The 16,664-nt window shown below is 57.6% G+C and carries 18 protein-coding genes and 1 tRNA gene; 6 read left to right on the top strand and 13 right to left on the bottom strand.

Annotated features, from left to right (window positions below):
• A tRNA-Ala gene (locus BUB72_RS09060) sits at nt 1-76 on the bottom strand.
• A gap of 84 nt (nt 77-160) precedes the next feature.
• Nucleotides 161-496 carry a TIGR02300 family protein gene (locus tag BUB72_RS09055; RefSeq protein ID WP_073143056.1) on the bottom strand — a complete coding sequence of 112 codons (336 nt, stop codon included), beginning with the start codon at nt 494-496 and terminating at the stop codon, nt 161-163.
• Between the two features lie 176 nt (nt 497-672).
• Between BUB72_RS09055 and BUB72_RS09050 the strand changes: the two genes are divergently transcribed.
• Complete coding sequence (locus BUB72_RS09050) at nt 673-1,359, top strand: M48 family metallopeptidase (RefSeq protein WP_073143728.1); 687 nt, start codon at nt 673-675, stop codon at nt 1,357-1,359.
• A 157-nt stretch (nt 1,360-1,516) separates the two neighbouring features.
• On the opposite strand, the gene BUB72_RS09045 is transcribed toward BUB72_RS09050, so the two are convergent.
• Genes BUB72_RS09045 through BUB72_RS09035 form a run of 3 tightly spaced genes read right to left on the bottom strand, consistent with a single transcriptional unit; the run spans nt 1,517 to nt 6,439 of the window.
• The gene (locus BUB72_RS09045; RefSeq protein WP_073143053.1) at nt 1,517-3,649 is read right to left on the bottom strand and encodes a S8/S53 family peptidase; all 2,133 of its coding nucleotides are present in this window, start codon (nt 3,647-3,649) and stop codon (nt 1,517-1,519) included.
• Nucleotides 3,650-4,783 carry a phosphatase PAP2 family protein gene (locus BUB72_RS19185; RefSeq protein WP_073143051.1) on the bottom strand — a complete coding sequence of 378 codons (1,134 nt, stop codon included), beginning with the start codon at nt 4,781-4,783 and terminating at the stop codon, nt 3,650-3,652.
• A gap of 15 nt (nt 4,784-4,798) precedes the next feature.
• Entirely contained in the window at nt 4,799-6,439 is a 1,641-nt protein-coding gene (locus BUB72_RS09035; RefSeq protein WP_139250646.1) for a hypothetical protein, read from the bottom strand.
• A 143-nt stretch (nt 6,440-6,582) separates the two neighbouring features.
• Between BUB72_RS09035 and BUB72_RS09030 the strand changes: the two genes are divergently transcribed.
• The 4 genes from BUB72_RS09030 to comE all read left to right on the top strand — a co-directional run bounded on the left by BUB72_RS09030 (nt 6,583) and on the right by comE (nt 8,841).
• Complete coding sequence (locus BUB72_RS09030; RefSeq protein WP_073143047.1) at nt 6,583-6,771, top strand: hypothetical protein; 189 nt, start codon at nt 6,583-6,585, stop codon at nt 6,769-6,771.
• Nucleotides 6,772-6,815: 44 nt separating this feature from the next.
• Nucleotides 6,816-7,706, top strand: a complete 891-nt coding sequence (locus tag BUB72_RS09025) for a LysR substrate-binding domain-containing protein (protein WP_073143045.1) — start codon at nt 6,816-6,818, stop codon at nt 7,704-7,706.
• A gap of 72 nt (nt 7,707-7,778) precedes the next feature.
• A complete protein-coding gene (locus BUB72_RS09020; RefSeq protein ID WP_073143044.1) occupies nt 7,779-8,276 on the top strand; it encodes a thiamine pyrophosphate-binding protein in 498 nt (165 codons plus the stop codon).
• Nucleotide 8,277: 1 nt separating this feature from the next.
• Nucleotides 8,278-8,841, top strand: a complete 564-nt coding sequence (gene comE / locus BUB72_RS09015; protein WP_073143042.1) for a sulfopyruvate decarboxylase subunit beta — start codon at nt 8,278-8,280, stop codon at nt 8,839-8,841.
• Between the two features lie 95 nt (nt 8,842-8,936).
• On the opposite strand, the gene BUB72_RS09010 is transcribed toward comE, so the two are convergent.
• Genes BUB72_RS09010 through BUB72_RS09000 form a run of 3 tightly spaced genes read right to left on the bottom strand, consistent with a single transcriptional unit; the run spans nt 8,937 to nt 10,775 of the window.
• Nucleotides 8,937-9,251: a carboxymuconolactone decarboxylase family protein gene (locus BUB72_RS09010; protein ID WP_425435160.1), complete on the bottom strand. Its 315-nt coding sequence runs from the start codon at nt 9,249-9,251 to the stop codon at nt 8,937-8,939.
• Nucleotides 9,252-9,274: 23 nt separating this feature from the next.
• Nucleotides 9,275-10,033, bottom strand: coding sequence for an amino acid ABC transporter permease (locus tag BUB72_RS09005; protein WP_073143037.1), 759 nt, complete (start codon nt 10,031-10,033; stop codon nt 9,275-9,277).
• A gap of 1 nt (nt 10,034) precedes the next feature.
• Nucleotides 10,035-10,775: an amino acid ABC transporter ATP-binding protein gene (locus BUB72_RS09000; protein ID WP_281250197.1), complete on the bottom strand. Its 741-nt coding sequence runs from the start codon at nt 10,773-10,775 to the stop codon at nt 10,035-10,037.
• Nucleotides 10,776-10,912: 137 nt separating this feature from the next.
• On the opposite strand from BUB72_RS09000, the gene BUB72_RS08995 reads away from it, so the two are divergent.
• Nucleotides 10,913-11,683 (top strand): transporter substrate-binding domain-containing protein, encoded by a 771-nt coding sequence (locus tag BUB72_RS08995; RefSeq protein ID WP_073143726.1) that lies wholly within the window; start codon nt 10,913-10,915, stop codon nt 11,681-11,683.
• Nucleotides 11,684-11,735: 52 nt separating this feature from the next.
• Here BUB72_RS08995 and BUB72_RS08990 read toward each other — a convergent pair whose 3' ends face one another.
• The 5 genes from BUB72_RS08990 to BUB72_RS08970 form a co-directional block, all read right to left on the bottom strand.
• The gene (locus BUB72_RS08990; protein WP_073143034.1) at nt 11,736-12,773 is read right to left on the bottom strand and encodes a flavin monoamine oxidase family protein; all 1,038 of its coding nucleotides are present in this window, start codon (nt 12,771-12,773) and stop codon (nt 11,736-11,738) included.
• Entirely contained in the window at nt 12,763-13,407 is a 645-nt protein-coding gene (gph, locus tag BUB72_RS08985; RefSeq protein WP_073143032.1) for a phosphoglycolate phosphatase, read from the bottom strand. Before gph ends, BUB72_RS08990 begins: the two co-directional genes overlap by 11 nt.
• Nucleotides 13,404-14,435 carry an L-idonate 5-dehydrogenase gene (locus tag BUB72_RS08980; protein ID WP_073143030.1) on the bottom strand — a complete coding sequence of 344 codons (1,032 nt, stop codon included), beginning with the start codon at nt 14,433-14,435 and terminating at the stop codon, nt 13,404-13,406. The genes gph and BUB72_RS08980 overlap by 4 nt, the downstream gene beginning before the upstream one ends.
• Before the next feature lie 65 nt (nt 14,436-14,500).
• Nucleotides 14,501-15,895 (bottom strand): TRAP transporter large permease, encoded by a 1,395-nt coding sequence (locus BUB72_RS08975; protein WP_073143027.1) that lies wholly within the window; start codon nt 15,893-15,895, stop codon nt 14,501-14,503.
• Nucleotides 15,896-15,899: 4 nt separating this feature from the next.
• Nucleotides 15,900-16,580: a TRAP transporter small permease gene (locus BUB72_RS08970; protein ID WP_073143025.1), complete on the bottom strand. Its 681-nt coding sequence runs from the start codon at nt 16,578-16,580 to the stop codon at nt 15,900-15,902.
• Between the last annotated feature and the right edge of the window lie 84 nt (nt 16,581-16,664).

Genomic DNA, 16,664 nt, shown 5'->3' with positions numbered 1-16,664 from the left:
TGGTGGAGCCTAGCGGGATCGAACCGCTGACCTCCTGCATGCCATGCAGGCGCTCTCCCAGCTGAGCTAAGGCCCCAAACTGCAACCTTGCGGTTGCGAGGTGGTATCTAGAAGGGCGCGGGGATCAGTTCAAGCGAAAAATCCAACCGCGCCCGACTAATTAGCTGTCGTCGTCGTCGGCGGCCACATCAGCCAGTTCATCAAGGCTGACGGTGTCGTCATCGTCATCGTCTTCAAGAACGTCGTCGCCCAAATCTGCGTCTACTTCGTCCTCATCATCTTCGAGAACGACCTCGTCCGCATCGTCCGCGACGTTGTCCTTGTTTTGCGCGTCAGGCTTGTCAGCCTGCATCGTGCGAGACTTGTTACCAGTCAGGCTTTCCAGCGAAAACTCGTGTTCGCAAGCCGGGCAGGTCAACGGGTCTTTTTGCAGGTCGTAGAACCGAACCTGGCAGCTTGGGCAAACGCGTTTAACGCCCCATTCTTCCTTGGGCATAATCGTCCTCTTTCGTCGGTGCAGCTATGAAGGCGCACATGCAGTTGAATATCTGAATTGCAGCCAGTTGCCACATGGGGAAAGGCGTGTCAAAGGCTTTCCCCCCATTGTTGCTTTCCATGGCCTATTGGCCGCGCTACCTTCTACATAAGCAGCACCATGCAGGCACACAAGAAATGGCAGAAACGATTCAACTGGGTGATCCCCCGATTGACGTGACGTTGAAGCACTCGGCGCGGGCGAAGCGCCTGTCGCTGCGCGTGTCGGGTGTCGACGGGCGTGTGTCCCTTACGCTGCCCCGTCGCGCCTCTCTGCACGAGGCACAGGCGTTCCTTCACACCAAGGAAGACTGGATTCGTGGCCATCTGGACCGCCAGCCAAGCACGACACTTGTCGTCCCCGGTGCGCTGATACCTGTAGAGGGGCGTCCTCGCCTGATCGCCGAAACCCGCACACGCGTCGTGAAGCTGATGGACGAGCACATTCTTGTACCACTTGGTGAAGACAAGGCCGGCGTTCGGGTGCGGGCCTTTCTCAAGACGCTCGCCCGCGACCGCTTGGCGGAAGCCAGCGCACGCTACGCGACGCAACTGGGTCACCCGTTCGGGAAAATCAGCCTGCGCGATACGCGATCCCGCTGGGGATCGTGCACCTCCGAGGGAAACCTGATGTATTCGTGGCGGCTGATACTCGCCCCGGCAAGCGTGCTGGACTATGTCGCGGCGCACGAAGTGGCACATTTGGCCGAGATGAACCACAGCGCGGCGTTTTGGAACGAGGTAGCGGGTTTGATGCCCGAATACGAGACCCCACGCAAATGGCTGCGATCTCACGGCGGCGGATTGCACCGCTTCCAGTTTTGAAAAGGGACGCCCAGAGCCACACAAAAAAGTGCACACAACCTCGCCTAAAGCTGCGGCTCACTGGGTAATTGACGCAGAGCGCCCCTCTCTCACGCGAGCACAAATAGCCCGCATGACTTGTACAATGATCAGGCCTCTCCCGTCGGTCCTGTCACCGTCACTCTCCCGCCCATAGGGGTGGTGATTTGTAAGTCCCCAAGCGCGCTTTCAAGTGCACGTTCTTAATCGGGTTTTCATAGTTGTAGACTTGCGTCGCCATACCGGACATCGGATCCAGCCCATCAGCCAACGCACGCACGATGGAGCGCGCGACCTGTGGTGCAGCACCGCTCGTTCCGATCAGGATCGACCGCGCTCCGGAATAAACGCCTTGCGCGACTGTTCCCGGCAGCACCGGACTTCGGTCAGACACCGCGCAGATATCGACGTGCTGGCCCCAAATTTCAGGGGCTGGGCCGTTAGTGTTCAGCAGGCCACCCGCGGACGAATATGGTGCAGGTTGTCCGGTGCTTTGAATGTAGCCCGCAACACGTGTCACCAATTCAGCGTTCGCGACCCCGTTCATGCTGCCGAACCCTCGCACGAGGCTCAGGGGTTGCTTGTATTCGGGTAAGGCCGGCTTCTGCGTCGGCGCTTTGTCCAATTCCACCAGATAGCTTTGACGTCCGCCGGTCCGCAGTTCTGACGGGTCGTCATCGCGTTGCGCCCAGACGTTGATATAGCCACCTTCCGGCAAGCGATCTGCCGCAGCGGTCCTTTTCAGCGTGAGCGTCCAACGCCCCGAGGCGGCCCATCGCGGAGGGTCATCATTGGGCATCTTGAGCGGCATACTGGGGGCCAAAGCTACCATCGCCCGCCAACGTGTCCCGCGATTTTTATCGACTGACAATTGCCCCACCGCCGCGCCACCCACGCGAAGATTCACGAAATTTCGTGGATCTCCACGGGGGAAGCGCGGAGCACCCCGCAAAGCCAGGGAAGGCGTAGCGTCAAAAGAGACACCACGTGGCGGGGTAACTTCAAATGTGTAGCCGTCGGGATCCAACCCTTCCGGCAGCCACATTTCTACATAGCTGGAGGTGCGGTCGTCAGGCTGCACCTGCCAGCCAATGCTGATTTCGTCGTTTGCGAATTCACTCTCTTGGAAATTCGCGTGCATTTTGTCGAGATAGGTGTTGCCGCTTGGCATGACCAAATAGGTGGGGGCAAGCGCGCGTCTGGATTCAAGAAGTTCCTGTATCGCGGTGTCCATCTCGGACTGCCCGTCATGACGACCTCCGGACCAGCCATAGGAAAAGTTCACAACCAATGGCAGTTCCGCGATCCCATGCGCCTCGGCGATACGCTTGGCCCGCTCGAACACGTAGTGCAGCGCCGAGAGCATATACATTTCTTTGCCGAAGCCCGAAGTGTCCCAAGCAATCGTATTTGGCAGCTGCACGGCGATGATCTCGATATCATCCTGCGAAGGCTCTTGGCTTTTTCCAAGTGTTTTTCCAGCGGCAGTCGACAGGATATGCGCGCCGTGGGTGGTCTCTCGCAGCAGATAGTTGCCCATCTCCGGCAGGTCTGCGTCGATAGCCCCCGCCGCATAATAGATCGCCTTCTCGTCGCGGCCATGCTCCGTCCGCAGAGCGTCGATCTCGCCATTGCTCAACTCGCGCCCGAAAGGAACCGCGCCCGCCCCGGGGCTGCGCGCTGATTGAAGCCAGCAATTGCTGATCCGCGTTTTGCCCGCACTGTTCAGATAGGTGCGGTTGGCAAAAGGTATCCCGTCGTCAATGACCGCAATAATTGCCTTTGGCGGTGTCACTTGCGGGGCAAAATCGCCCACGGGGCCTGCGGGATCATAGTCTTGTGTCCAAGTCGCCGGATTGATCGGGAAGTTGATGCGATAGCGGGGGCGCGCGCGATTGTCGGAACTCGCATCAAAGTTGTCTATGTGTTGATCGAGCAGCTCCAGTAGCATGTCGATCCAGTCTTCGATGCTCGTGGACGCGGGCTCTTCCTCTGCGGCTGGGTCATAAAAGCAGAACGGACGCACGCTAAGCCCCTGCCCATCATTCCAAAGTGGCGGATAGCGGATATCGACCCGCTCAACCGGTACACCCGGTTCGGCGCGGAACTTTACGGTGGAGACATCTGGCAAGGCCGTCGGGCTGTCCATAAGCGCCGCGAAGTAGCGCGAGCTCCAGTTCCGGATTGCCGGAAAGCTGAACGGTCGGCCCAAATTCTTGCCGAAAACCCAGCGCTCGTAAGGTCCGGTATATTGCCTAACACGGCGCGCCATCTAGACCATTGCCCCTTCATCTCCGGTGTGGGCCTCTTTCAGCGCTTTATTCCAAAGCCAGTTAAACAGGTCCGATTGCGAAGATTGCACACCGGCGCCAATCTGGATGCCGTAATCCGTGCTGACAGGGTCACCCGCAACCAGCCGATCAAACTCGTGGCCGAAAAAGTCGGTATTGTTGGGCGTGTAGGTAATAGATTTGGCGTTTTGCGTCGCACCACAGCGCCCCAAAATCGCCCCTCCGACGGCTTGGCCCAGCGATGCGCCCGCCCAGCTATCCATCGGGTAATGCACACCCGCCACCGTGCGGTTGACTGCAATGCGGTTGGCAAGCTGCTGAAGCAATGCGCGGCGGTCGGTGCTGTCCGCATAGCTTTGCCAGGCGTCCATAAGGCCCAACATGACAGTCGCAACGCCGTAAGCTTCCGTCGCATGGGCTGACGGAAAACTACCATGCCCGGGTGTCGCGATCATCGGCATGATCCGCGTGTCCACCTGATCCGGACGTCGGATTGCCAACGCGTATTTGGCCATCATGGCCATGTGCGCGCACATCAATTGCGTGACCGTTATCAATTCCAGAGTGTAGCGATTATGGGCCGGATGCAGCGCCAAGATCATCGCGAAATACTCGGTTGGGAAGCCAAGCTGGCTGGTGATTTCCGCCGCGCGGTCCGCTCTCAAATCCGCATAATCGCGTACGAATTGGGCCTGTTGCGACATCAATTCGGCAGAAGGGCGGTTGATCGCAACCAAATTCGTCCCCTCGAAACTGAGCGACACTTGGTCTCCGGCGACAGTGCTACCAACATCTTTGATAAAGTCTGTAAGGTAGAGTGACCCGCGCACCCAATCCGCCGAACGGGCGAGGTTTGCAGTTGAGTTTTCCGGCAATTGCGTCGGTATCGGAGCCGGTCCGTCACCTGCAACATGTTCAATACCTTCTGCAGCGGTTTGCAACCCAACGGTGAGAGCAGGATCGTAGGGACCCACCGCTCCGGCGCCTAAAAAATCACCAAGCCCGGTGCCGCCTACGCCGCCAACTCCTCCAACACCGCCTACTCCACCGACGCCGCCAACGCCACCTACACCGCCGACACCACCAACACCGCCTACGCCACCATATCGCGCCATTCTGTTACACCTTCCCTATGAAATTCCCGCAGCTTCCAGCGCTGCAATGACTTTTTGACCCAAAGCCGCTTTCGCAACCGGATGGGCATTCTTGTACGCATCAAGGCTAAAGGCCGGCGCCCTACGCAAAAGCTCCCCTGCCGCTGTCCGCGCGTCCTCGCCACGGCCCAAAAAATGCAGCGCGGTAATTTTGGCGCGCAAAGTTGACAGGTGCCGGTCGTTGAATGCCAGCGAGCGATCTGCAAGCTCCAAGGCGCGGCTATAGTTCTCTGCCGCCAAATACGCCGTGCTGGACAGGCTATCGTAGTAATATCCGAATGGATCAATTGGCGACAGATTGCGCGCCTGCTCGGCAGCAGCAATCGCGGCGGGCCCCTCGTCCTGAAATGCCAGCAGCGCACCGCGCAAGAGCCAAGACAAGCTTTCATTCGGATTGATGTCGATCGCCGTGTCGTAGCGCTGGCTGGCCACGTCCATCCGCTGCATCAAGTTGTTATGCGCGAAACCGTCGATCACCAGAGAGAACGAACTGTCCGGGTTGATATCCAAAGCCCGTGACGACGCATCCAGCGCCTTCTGGGTGTCACCGCTTCTGTCGGTGGTCCATCCATTAAAGACGCTCAGCACATACCATTTGGCAAGCCAAGCGTGGGTCTCCGCCACCATTGGCGCGCGTATCACAGCCTCTTCCAGCAAGGTTCGAGACTTGGCAAAATCCCGGAATGTAGGGCGGTGCATCAATGACACGCCGCCGATGACAAGGTGGTGGTCTTCAAGTTCTGGCACTGGCCTGTCGTTTACATAAGCAATAGCCTCGTCGGCGATGGTCCGGCCAATCGCACGCACGACCCCATCCAGCCCGGTCGTAATCTCATCCCAAAACTTCGATTGCGGCCCCGCAATCTGGCGGGTCCACATGATGTTGCCGTCACGCGCGTCCACGAAATCCATGTCCACAACGATACGCCCGCCCATGTCGCGGATGGAGCCAGTGACGAAATAGTCGACATCCAATTCCCGACGAACATCAAGCGTGTCGGTGGTGCGCGTCGCCAAGGCGCGACTTGATAGATGCGAGATAACGGAAAGCAGGTTGGAGCGCGATAAAGACCGGCAAACCTCCTCGGCCAACCAATCACCAAGCACATTCAGATCTTCGCCGCCCATAATCCGCTGAAAGGGCAGCGCTGTGATACGTGGCAGCGGGCGACCCAACTCGGTACGTGGCGTCGTGCGATAGAGCGCCGCGATCTGGTTTACATCAGCACGCATGGACGCGACCCACTCCTCAAAGCCGCGGTCGCGAATGCCGATACCTTCCATAAACGCCCCTGTGCCGGGCGCGCCAAGGAAGTTGACCAATGACAAGTCCAATTCAACATCGCTGTTAGTGCATTTGATAAAATGGTCGAAATCCACCCCCAAAAGGCTGCGCAAATCGGACAGGGCGCGGCGTAAGTTCTGACGCCCCCCGTCATAGCAGGACGAGCCCCACAAAGTACGCTGTAGGTAGGACCGCGTGCGGCGCCCAAGAGGTGCCGTCGCCAAAAGCGCGAACAGCGCCCTGTGCTTGGCACCCTTCACTTCGACACCATCCGCGCCGTCCACACGCACAACGCATGAACCGAACAACGATATGTTAAGCTTTTTGGCCACGATGTACTCACTGCCTTCCCTAGGGGTAAGCTTAACAAGTTAACGCAAGCGGCACCAAGACCTTCACACTTTTTTCACATGTGGCAACCTCTCTGCGTTGATAGCTTGTTATCAATTAATTAGTTTGTTCACCGGAGCTACAAATGATGCCGCTTAAGAAGGGGCCTGAACCAATCACTGATTTGCTCGACTTTTATGACCGTTGGCCCTCACTACGTGGCTCTATGCACGCGTTGAGCGAGGACAGCGCCCTAAGCGAGGACGCGCGAGAAACGCTTTCATGGTTGATCTTGCTGGCAGATCGCGTGGGACCCGCAGACCTCAGCGACTGACCTCCCCCCTTGTTGGGTATCCCGGCGCGGGCTAAGTCTCGTTCATGTCGATTACACTACTTCGCACCCTCATCGCAGTGGCAGATACTGGCAGCTTTGTTGCAGCCTCGGATCAGGTCCACGTGTCGCAAGCAGCTGTGGGACAACAAATGCGGCGCTTGGAAGACGTGCTAGGCACAGCCCTATTTGACCGTCAGGCCAAGCCACCCACCCTGACAGCGCTAGCCTTGTCCTTTATTCCCAAGGCGCGCGCGGTCGTGGCAGCCTATGACACATTGCTCGCCGATGCCGGAAGCGAAAGCACCCTCGCAGGAACACTTACCCTCGGTGCTGTGCCGTCAAGCTTGCACGGGTTGGTTCCGATGGCCCTCAAAAGACTGATGCAAAGCACGCCGCAACTTCAGGTCCGGGTCGTCCCCGGCCTGTCGAGCGATCTGGTCGAAATGGTCGATCGCGGCGCGGTAGATGCAGTGATCACGTCGGCCTTGGACGTCCCGATGTCTAGCCTGCGCACCTACCATATCGCGCAAGAGCCGTTGGTGCTCATCATTGCGCCAGACGGCCCAAAGGGTACTCCGGAAGAATTGCTGCGTAGCTTGCCCTATATCCGCCATGCGCGCCGCTCAGCAGCGGGAAAAATTTCTGAGGACTGGCTCGTTCGCAACCGCATCAATGTGCAAAGCAGCATGGAGTTGGAATCGCTTGAAACCGTGGCCAGTGTGGTTGCCCACGGGCTTGGAGTGTCAGTTGTTCCACATATTTGCGTGCCTGATCCTGTTTTCGCAGGGCTACGGCGCATCCCGCTTAAAGCCGCGGGCCGAAACCTTTGTCTTCTGACGCGCGCCGATTGCCCGAAAGCTCCGTTGATAGAACGGCTTGTACAGGAAATTCTCGAGGCCGTTCGTGTATATAAAGTTTCTCTTAACCAAAACTAAAAAGCTTATGATTTGACCACCGCAAACCTTTAGGTCAAATCCAGATACAACAAGATCAAAGGGAGCCGACTCATGTCAGTCGATAACGTCATCATCGACGGTTTTGTGAATAACAAAGTCGAGTTCATTACCACCGTGCCATGCAAACAACTGGGCGGCGTCATTGACGCGGCCGAAAAGCATCCGGACATCTACCACATACCGTCCAACAAAGAGGACGAAGGCATGGGGCTCTGCGCTGGAGCCTTCATGGGCGGCAAACGCTCCGCGATCATCATGCAAAACACCGCCATCGGGGTGACAATCAATACGCTGGTCACGCTAACCCAATATTACCGCATGCCGCTGCCGATGCTGATATCCTACCGCGGCGAGCTGGGTGAACCGGTTGCCTGCCAAGCCGAAATGGCCGTCCACACCAAAGCGCTGCTGGCGCAACTCAACATCCCGACCTACCATTTCCACAAGCAATCGGATGCGGACGAGTTCGACAAGATCCTGAAATATACTTTCATGTGCAACAAGCCGGTCGCCATCCTGACGGATGCGTCCTTCTGGGGAGGCTACTAAAATGATCCGTTCCGACATCATCAAAGAACTGGCCTCGACCATCAAAGACACGCTGACCGTGTGCAACATCGGCTTACCAAGCCAGGAAATGCACATGATCGACGACCAACCGTCCAACTTCTACATGCTGGGCACTATGGGCTTGGCTTCCTCCATCGGTCTTGGCCTCGCATTGGCACAGAAATCCAAGGTTCTGGTCATCGACGGCGACGGCTCCGTGCTGACCAACATGGGCACCCTGCCAACAATTGCGAACAACGTGGCCGACAACTACGTTTTGCTGATCATCGACAACGGGTCTTACGGCTCTACCGGCGACCAGCCGACCTATGCGGGCAAGCTGACGTCATTAACGAAAGTCGCCGAAGCCTGCGGGTGCAAGAACGTGATCGAGTGCAAAGCCGAAGACACCGTTCAGGTGGTCAAGGATGCGCTGGCGGGCGACGAAATGACCGTGATCGTGTCAAAATGCGAAAGCGGTAACATCAAGGTTCCGGTGATCACCATGGACCCCGTTGTAATCCGTGACCGCTTTATGAAAACGGTCGCAGCGCAGAACGCATAACCGCTCCATCATTGCTTCAAAAATACCTCGGAGGGGTCTCGGGAGGCAGCGCCTCCCCGGCGTGGCGACGCGGCAAAGCCGCGGCGCAAACTCTCTCAGGAAAAGTCCTCAAACGCTTTCAGCGCCTTCGCCGAATACGCATATGACGGCCCTCCGCCCATATAAGTGGCCATCGCCAATGCCTCGACCAGCTCGTCACGCGTAATCCCCAGCCGGATCAGCGACTTTACATGAAACCCGATACAGCTGTCACAGCGCGTTGCAATGGCAATACCAAGCGCCATAAGCTCCTTGGTTTTCTCGTCCAGAGCGCCAGACTTTTTGGCAAAAGTCCCCATCGTGTTGAAGGCTTTCGCGGTCTCCGGCATCTCTTTGGCCAAGACGCCGATATTGTCGACAGTCTCATCCATAAACTTCGTCCATTCCATCTCACTCATCCTCTTTCATCCGATCCCATTTTACGCTCCAACCACCGCACACCAGCGCTGATGATCAGCACCAGCACAAGGTATTCGACAATCAGCAACGAGTAGATTTCCAAGGGCCTGTATTCCGTCACCACCAGCTCATTCGCACGGCGCGTGAGTTCCTGCATCCCTATGACCGAGGCGAATGCCGACATCTTCACGATGTAGATAAACTGGTTCGCCAAAGGCGGCAGAATGCGCCGTATTGCTTGCGGCAAAACGACATAGCGCATGGTCTGAAAATAGTTGAGGCCCACAGTCTTCGCGGCTTCCGCCTGCCCTTTGGCGATGCTTTGTATCCCCGCGCGGTATATCTCTGCCGTGAACGCACTGTCTGACAGGGCCAGCGTGATGATCGCCCCCCAGAACGGGTCGATCTGGATGCTCAACCCCATGGATTTGAAGACAATTGGCAGGCCGTAGAAGACCCAAAACAACATCGGCAGCAGCGGGATTGCGCGGACAATTTCGACATAGAAGCGATTAATCGCTCGGATGCCACGCCGCTCTGACAAGCCGGGCAAGGCCACGAGCAACCCCAAGACAATGGAAATTGACGCCGCGATCACCGACAGCAGGATCGTTGCCCCCATGCCGTTCACCAAAAACTTGATGTTGGTCCAGCCCGAAGCCGTCATCGGGTTGACGACATACCACCCCCAAATGTCGGACGATCCGCAGCCGGATAGAGCCAAGAGCGCGGCAAGCGATAAAACTATCCGCATCTCAGTGCTGCAAAATCTGTTTGAGGAACGCTTGAGTGCGCTCCGACTTCGGGGCGTTGAAGAAGTCCTCCGGCGTGCCGGTTTCCACGATCTCGCCTTTATCCATGAAGACCATCTGATCCGCAACTTTGCGCGCGAACCCCATCTCGTGAGTGACCACGACCATGGTCATGCCTTCCTCGGCCAGCTCGACGATCACGTCGAGGACTTCGGAAATCATTTCGGGGTCCAACGCCGAGGTCGGCTCGTCGAACAGCATCACCTTCGGCTCCATGCACAGACTGCGGGCAATCGCCACGCGCTGTTGCTGACCACCCGAAAGCTGGCTTGGGCGCTTGAGGGCCTGTTCAGGAATGCGCACACGCTCAAGGTACTTCATCGCGCGCACTTCAGCGTCTTTGCGGGTCATGCCACGAGCCTTCATCGGACCCAGCACAAGGTTTTCCATGACACTCAGATGCGGGAACAAATTGAACTGTTGGAACACCATCCCCACCTCGGACCGGATCGCCTCTAGTGCCGCCGCACTGCCGTCTTGCACCACGCCACCGATCTTGATCACGCCTTTTTGATGCGCCTCCAACCGATTGATGCAGCGCACAACCGTGGATTTGCCCGAGCCAGACGGCCCGCATATCACCACCCGGTCACCGGGTTTCACGTTAAGATTAATGCCTTTGAGAACCTGAAAGTCGCCAAACCACTTGTCCACATCGATCATTTCGATCGCGTCTTGTGTCACACTCGCGCCCTTCCGGCCTTGTCATCTATCACCTTGAGGTTATGTGGCAAGTGACCGAAACTTCAAGTCACGATCAACCGTGGCCTTGCAAACGTAACGACGAGGTCACCTATCCAACACCGGAGAACTTCCCTGATATGAAACAATTTGCAAACGCCCTCGCGGCGCTGGCCTTTGGCGCTGTGATGAGCACCGCTGCCGTGGCCCAGTCTGCCCTGAACGAAATCCTTGACGGCGGCGTCATGAAAGTCGGCACAACCGGCGACTGGAACCCGATGTCCGTGCGCGACCCCGCGACAAACAGCTACAAAGGTTACGATATCGACATTATGACCGAGCTCGCCAAAGACCTTGGCGTCGAGGTTGAGTTCGTCCCCACAGACTGGAAGACACTGGTGAACGGCGTGACCGCTGGCAGCTACCACATGACCGGCTCCGCCTCCATCTCGCCGGCACGCATGAAGGTTGCGGGCTTTTCGGAAAGCTACATCGCGGTTGAAATATTTCCGTTCACACTGAAGGAAAACGCAGACAAGTTTGACGGCTACGAGAGCATCAACAAACCCGAAGTGACCGTGGCCACCACCCTTGGCACCACATTCGAGAGCCTCGCCAAAGAATGGTTCCCGAACGCCACGATCAAGGTCGTAGAAGCGCCGGCGCGTGGGTATCAAGAAGTTATCGCGGGCCGTGCGGACGTGTTCATCACATCCAATATCGAAGGCTCCACCTTGGACGACAAGTTCCCCGTGGTACGTGTGCCGGGCACAGAGCCGCGTGCGCCATCGCCCATCGCGATGCTGCTGCCACAGGCAGACCAAGTCTGGATCAACTATGTCAACAACTGGGTGAAAGTGAAAAAGGCTGGTGGGTTCTTCGACGCCACGGCCAAGAAGTGGGGGCTGTAAAGCCCTTTCCACTGAGAAAGCAGATCAGGCCGCGCGGCATGCGCGGCCTGTTTCATTTGATGAGCATTGCGGCGACTTCTTCCGCGCGCTCCAACGCGCCTTCCAGAAAGCCGCCCTGCGTGGCAGCAAATTCTGTCGAGCCGAAGGTCAACGTCCCATCCCAAAGACTGCGCAACGCCGGTGGGCACCCATAGCTTGGATGCGGACCGTTGAAATCCCAGTCAGGACGGGTTGCGGTAAACGGCTCTTGCGCCCAATCCTTCAGAATCAAAGCCTCGGGCTTTGCGGCTTTCGGACCAAACATGCGTTCCAGTTGAACCAACCCCGCCGAGCGAATGGCCTCAGCTTGCCCGTTGCGATGGGGCGCGGGCACGCCGATGAAGCCAAAGATCGCGCCCTTCCCGCTGACAGGGTCCGACGCATCGTGCATCTCGACCATAGGGCCAATCTGACTGATGGCATCGCCCGACAACCCTTCCTCACGCCAAAACGGCATAGGGTAGGTTGCCACCAATTTGGCCTGTCCCGCCATCCAGCCGGGAATATCACCCAGCGGCTGTCGTGCGGGCACGGGCAGTGATGGCGAAAACGCCAGTTCAGCTGCAACACGCGGGGGCAAAGCCAACACAACATGGTGGGCCGCGTGATCCTTACCATCGCTAGTCGTCACAATCACGCTGTCTTCGCGAGTGATCGTCTGCACCTTGGTGCTAAGGTGAAGGCATGACGCATCCAGTTTCGCCACCAACGCCTTAACCAATGCAGGCATTCCACCAGAAATCCGGTAGGTGCCAGCCATGGAGGCGAAACCATGCCCGCGCTGGATCGCTGAATGATCTTCGTAGAGCGCATCGCCAGTGCTCCATTGCTCGAATACTTCAACGCCCAGCTTTTTTGCCAAGACCGCCATACGCGAGTGACCGGGCCAGAACCATGAGGGGCCGAGGTCCACGCCATCTACACCGTCAATGCGTCCACCGAAACGGTCACGTGCTTCGAAAAGGCGATAAGACAACCCACGCGATTGGGCGATGCGTGCGAGGGTCAGTCCGGACAGACCACCGCCCACGATAATAAGGTCAAGCGCCATGAAACCGCGACAAATCGAGGGTGTGCCAACTGTCGAAACACTCCTCGGACCTCAACCCTTCTACGGGCGTCGGCTGATAGCCTCCGGTGAAGTAAGCGAACGCCATCTCGGCTGCGCGGGCTGTTCGGAAATCAGTCACGCTGTCGCCGACATAAAGGCATTCCTCAACCGTGAGGCCCAAAGCAACAGCGGTATGGACCAACGGTAGCGGATCTGGTTTTTTAGCCTGCGTGCTATCGCCGCCAGTGATCACCGTGAAATAGCGCGTTAGATCCAGCTGATCACACAAGTCACGCGCCGGAATTTCCGGCTTGTTGGTGCACAGAGCCATGGGGAGGTCGATTGCGTCCAATGCCTCGCGCACCCCGTCGAACAAGCGTGTCAGCGTGGTCAGGTCTTTGGCATAAGCGCGGTTCATCTCGGCATAGTGCGGCGTCAGATCATCCGGCACGCCACCCGTCGCGCGCAGGCAGCGCTCCACCAGCTTTTCGATGCCATTGCCGATGAACCCAATCACCTGATCTAGCGTAACCGGATCCCGCCCGGCATGGGCCAGCATCACGTTTGCTGCCGCGTGGATGTCTGGGGCAGAATGAACCAGTGTTCCGTCGAGATCAAAGATGATGGCCTTCATGCGAATTCGATCTGCGTTTTCATGGCACGGGTGCGGTCAGATGCGAGCTCGAACGCCTCGATCGCGTCTTTCATGGGCAAGGTCTGGGTGATGAATGGCTTCACGTCGATCAACCCCTTTTGCATGAGGGAAACGCCAGTGAAAAACTCCTCATGGAAGCGGAAGGAGCCTTTGAGGCTCAACTCTTTCGCAGTGATTGCCATCATCGGCACAGACATGTCCCCGCTCAGGCCAAGCTGCACAATCGTGCCACCCGGACGCATGGCGTGGATGCCTGCGGTCAAAGCAGTGACTGCGCCGGAGCATTCAAACAGCACATCGACCTGCCCCTTGTCGGACATGTAAGGCTGCAAGGGTTTGTCGACCTTGGTGACGTTGAAAGTGACATCTGCACCAGCCTCGCGGGCTTTCTCAAGCGTGAAATCGGACATGTCGGTCGCGACGACATGATCCGCGCCAGCCCGCCGTGCGGCGAGGATGCAAAGAACTCCGATTGGACCGCAACCAGTGACAAGGACCGTTTTACCAAGCAGCGGGCCCGCTTGGCGCACCGCGTGCAGACACACAGCTAGCGGCTCGGCCATTGCGGCCTCGCCGGCCGTCAGCCCGTCGGCCACAGCGCATTGGGCGGCTTTTGCGTTCAACACCTGACTGAATGCCCCTTGGATATGAGGGAATGGCATGGCTGAACCATAAAAGCGCATATTCAGGCATTGGTTCGGCTGACCTGACAGGCAGAACTCGCACTCCGCACAGGGCCGCGACGGGGAGACTGCCACCAGCTGGCCGACTTTCAATGTCGTGACACCTTCACCCAAAGCGGCGATATGACCCGACACCTCGTGACCCAATATCATCGGTTCGCGCAGCTTGACCGCGCCAAACCCACCATTTTGGTAATAGTGAAGATCCGAGCCACAAATGCCGCCCGCGGCCATAGTGATTTGCACTTCACCCGCTGCAGGGGGCGTTACGGGATGATCCTCTATGCGAAGATCGCGCGGGGCGTGGATGACGAGGGATTTCATAGCTTGCGCCTTTCCGGTGGGGAAATGTTAGCGCAAGCTATGCCTGTTTATGGAAGGCTTCTAGCCTAATTCGTGATGATCTCCGGCCCCATCATCAGTGTCGGGAGCCATGTCGAGATGAACGGCACGTATGTGACGATGATCAGGAACACGAACAACACGGCGAGGAATGGCAATGCCGCGCGGACAACCGCCATCATCGGCATACCCGCCACCCCCGAGGTCACGAACAAGTTGAGACCTACCGGTGGCGTGATCATCCCGATCTCCATGTTCACCACCATGATGATGCCCAGATGAATTGGGTCGATGCCAAGCTCGATCGCAATCGGAAACACCAGCGGGGCCACAATCACGATCAGCCCCGAAGGCTCCATGAACTGCCCGCCGATGAGCAGGATGATGTTGACCATCACCAAGAACATCACCGGCCCCAGACCTGCCGCCAACATCGCATCCGCAATGTGCTGCGGGATCTGTTCATCCGTCAGCACGTGTTTGAGGATCAGCGCGTTGGCGATGATGAACATGAGCATCACCGTCAGCTTGCCCGCGTCGAACAGCGTCGCGAAGGTATCGCGGTGGAAGAACGCTGTGACGATAGACAACGGACGCTGAAACACGGTCAGGTTGCGCTGACCGTCCGGGGTATGAAGTGGCCCCATGTCGCGATAGATGAACGTCGCCACAAAGAACGCGTAAACGGACGCAACGGCCGCTGCCTCGGTAGGGGTAAAGATCGCGCCGGTTACGCCCGGAATGCCGTAGATGCCGACCATGATGATCGCGATCAACATTAGTCCCCAGAAAGCGTCACGGAAGCTTTCGAAAATCTCGCCCCAACCTTGCCATTCGCCTTTGGGCAGGTTCTTGATCCGCGCCATAACGTAGATGGTGATCATCAGCATGGTGCCCGCCAGAAGGCCCGGGATCACGCCCGCAAGAAACATCCGGCCAACCGACACGTCAGTCGCGGAGGCGTAAACCACCATAACGATGGAAGGCGGGATCAGAATACCCAGCGTGCCTGCGTTACAGATTACACCTGCCGCGAAGTCTTTGGTGTAGCCCACCTTGACCATCGCCGCGATGACGATGGAGCCGATGGCAACCACAGTCGCAGGAGACGAGCCTGACAGCGCCGCGAAAATCATACAGGCGAGCACGCCTGCGATAGCCAAACCGCCGCGCAGGTGGCCCACGCAGGCGATGGAGAAACGGATGATCCGAGCCGCCACCCCGCCCGTGGACATGAAGCTGGAGGCAAGAATGAAGAACGGGATGGCCAGCAGGGTGTAGTGCCCGGCCATCGCCTGAAACAGCGATGCCGCGATAGAGGCCAGCGACGTGTCGCTGAACATCAACAAGAACAGCATTGACGAAAGACCCAACGAGACCGCGATCGGCACCCCGATCATCAGCATGCCGATGATCAGTGCAAAGAGTAGAATAACATCCATTGGCCTACGCCCCTTTGCTTTGAGCGGCGAGGTCCTCGATGGCCTCCTCCGCTTCGTGGCTGACAATCATCGTGTGCTGCGTGCCGCGCAAAACTCTTACAAAAGCTTGCACAAACCGCAGGAGGATCAGTGCGCATGCGATTGGCAGCATGGTGTAGGGAACAAAGTCGGGCAGCTTGGAGTAGCTATCTCCGTCGTTGATTAGGTCACCCAGAAAATTCAGGAAAAACGGCATCGGCACCTGATCGGTTTCCATGAATGCGCGGCTCCGTGTTTCGGTGAAGCCTGTCGGGAACCAGCGCCCCGACGTCACATCCAGCCCTGCGAACGGCGCCCAGTAATCATAAGCCCCTTTCATCAGCAAGATGGCGTAGATCACACAGATCAACGAAGCAAAGATCAGCGCAATTTTCCTAGGACCAGTCGGTAATATGTTGGTCAGAGCATCGACACCGAGATGGGTGTTCTTTTTGATGCCGTAGCTGATGCCCAGCAGGATCATCCATGCAAATAACATCAGTACAAGCTCGAGACTCCAAATGAGGGAGGCATTGAACACGTAACGTCGGATCACGTTGACGAAGGTCAAGATCACCATGATGCCAAGCATCAGCGCGAGCGCATTCTCTTCTAGCCGGTCTATAAAACGGCCAATGCCGCTGGACGCTTTTTGATCGTGTTGCACGTGAGTCCCTCCCCGAAACTGATGTCGTCTGTAGTCAGACAGGCCCGACTCGAATGGGCCGCGCCTGTCCGTATCATGTCACGT

This window comes from Litoreibacter ascidiaceicola, assembly GCF_900129235.1.
Classification (GTDB): Bacteria; Pseudomonadota; Alphaproteobacteria; order Rhodobacterales; family Rhodobacteraceae; genus Litoreibacter; species Litoreibacter ascidiaceicola.
The sequence above is the reverse complement of the archived record's forward strand: the minus strand, read 5'-3'. Positions and strand labels throughout refer to the sequence as shown.

What these genes read in the sequence shown, in the direction of transcription:
- BUB72_RS09055 (WP_073143056.1), bottom strand. Translation starts at nt 496, where the DNA reads ATGCCCAAGGAAGAATGGGGCGTTAAACGCGTTTGCCCAAGCTGCCAG.
- BUB72_RS09050 (WP_073143728.1), top strand. Translation starts at nt 673, where the DNA reads ATGGCAGAAACGATTCAACTGGGTGATCCCCCGATTGACGTGACGTTG.
- BUB72_RS09045 (WP_073143053.1), bottom strand. Translation starts at nt 3,649, where the DNA reads ATGGCGCGCCGTGTTAGGCAATATACCGGACCTTACGAGCGCTGGGTT.
- BUB72_RS19185 (WP_073143051.1), bottom strand. Translation starts at nt 4,783, where the DNA reads ATGGCGCGATATGGTGGCGTAGGCGGTGTTGGTGGTGTCGGCGGTGTA.
- BUB72_RS09030 (WP_073143047.1), top strand. Translation starts at nt 6,583, where the DNA reads ATGATGCCGCTTAAGAAGGGGCCTGAACCAATCACTGATTTGCTCGAC.
- BUB72_RS09025 (WP_073143045.1), top strand. Translation starts at nt 6,816, where the DNA reads ATGTCGATTACACTACTTCGCACCCTCATCGCAGTGGCAGATACTGGC.
- BUB72_RS09020 (WP_073143044.1), top strand. Translation starts at nt 7,779, where the DNA reads ATGTCAGTCGATAACGTCATCATCGACGGTTTTGTGAATAACAAAGTC.
- comE (WP_073143042.1), top strand. Translation starts at nt 8,278, where the DNA reads ATGATCCGTTCCGACATCATCAAAGAACTGGCCTCGACCATCAAAGAC.
- BUB72_RS09010 (WP_425435160.1), bottom strand. Translation starts at nt 9,251, where the DNA reads ATGGATGAGACTGTCGACAATATCGGCGTCTTGGCCAAAGAGATGCCG.
- BUB72_RS09005 (WP_073143037.1), bottom strand. Translation starts at nt 10,033, where the DNA reads ATGCGGATAGTTTTATCGCTTGCCGCGCTCTTGGCTCTATCCGGCTGC.
- BUB72_RS08995 (WP_073143726.1), top strand. Translation starts at nt 10,913, where the DNA reads ATGAAACAATTTGCAAACGCCCTCGCGGCGCTGGCCTTTGGCGCTGTG.
- BUB72_RS08990 (WP_073143034.1), bottom strand. Translation starts at nt 12,773, where the DNA reads ATGGCGCTTGACCTTATTATCGTGGGCGGTGGTCTGTCCGGACTGACC.
- gph (WP_073143032.1), bottom strand. Translation starts at nt 13,407, where the DNA reads ATGAAGGCCATCATCTTTGATCTCGACGGAACACTGGTTCATTCTGCC.
- BUB72_RS08980 (WP_073143030.1), bottom strand. Translation starts at nt 14,435, where the DNA reads ATGAAATCCCTCGTCATCCACGCCCCGCGCGATCTTCGCATAGAGGAT.
- BUB72_RS08975 (WP_073143027.1), bottom strand. Translation starts at nt 15,895, where the DNA reads ATGGATGTTATTCTACTCTTTGCACTGATCATCGGCATGCTGATGATC.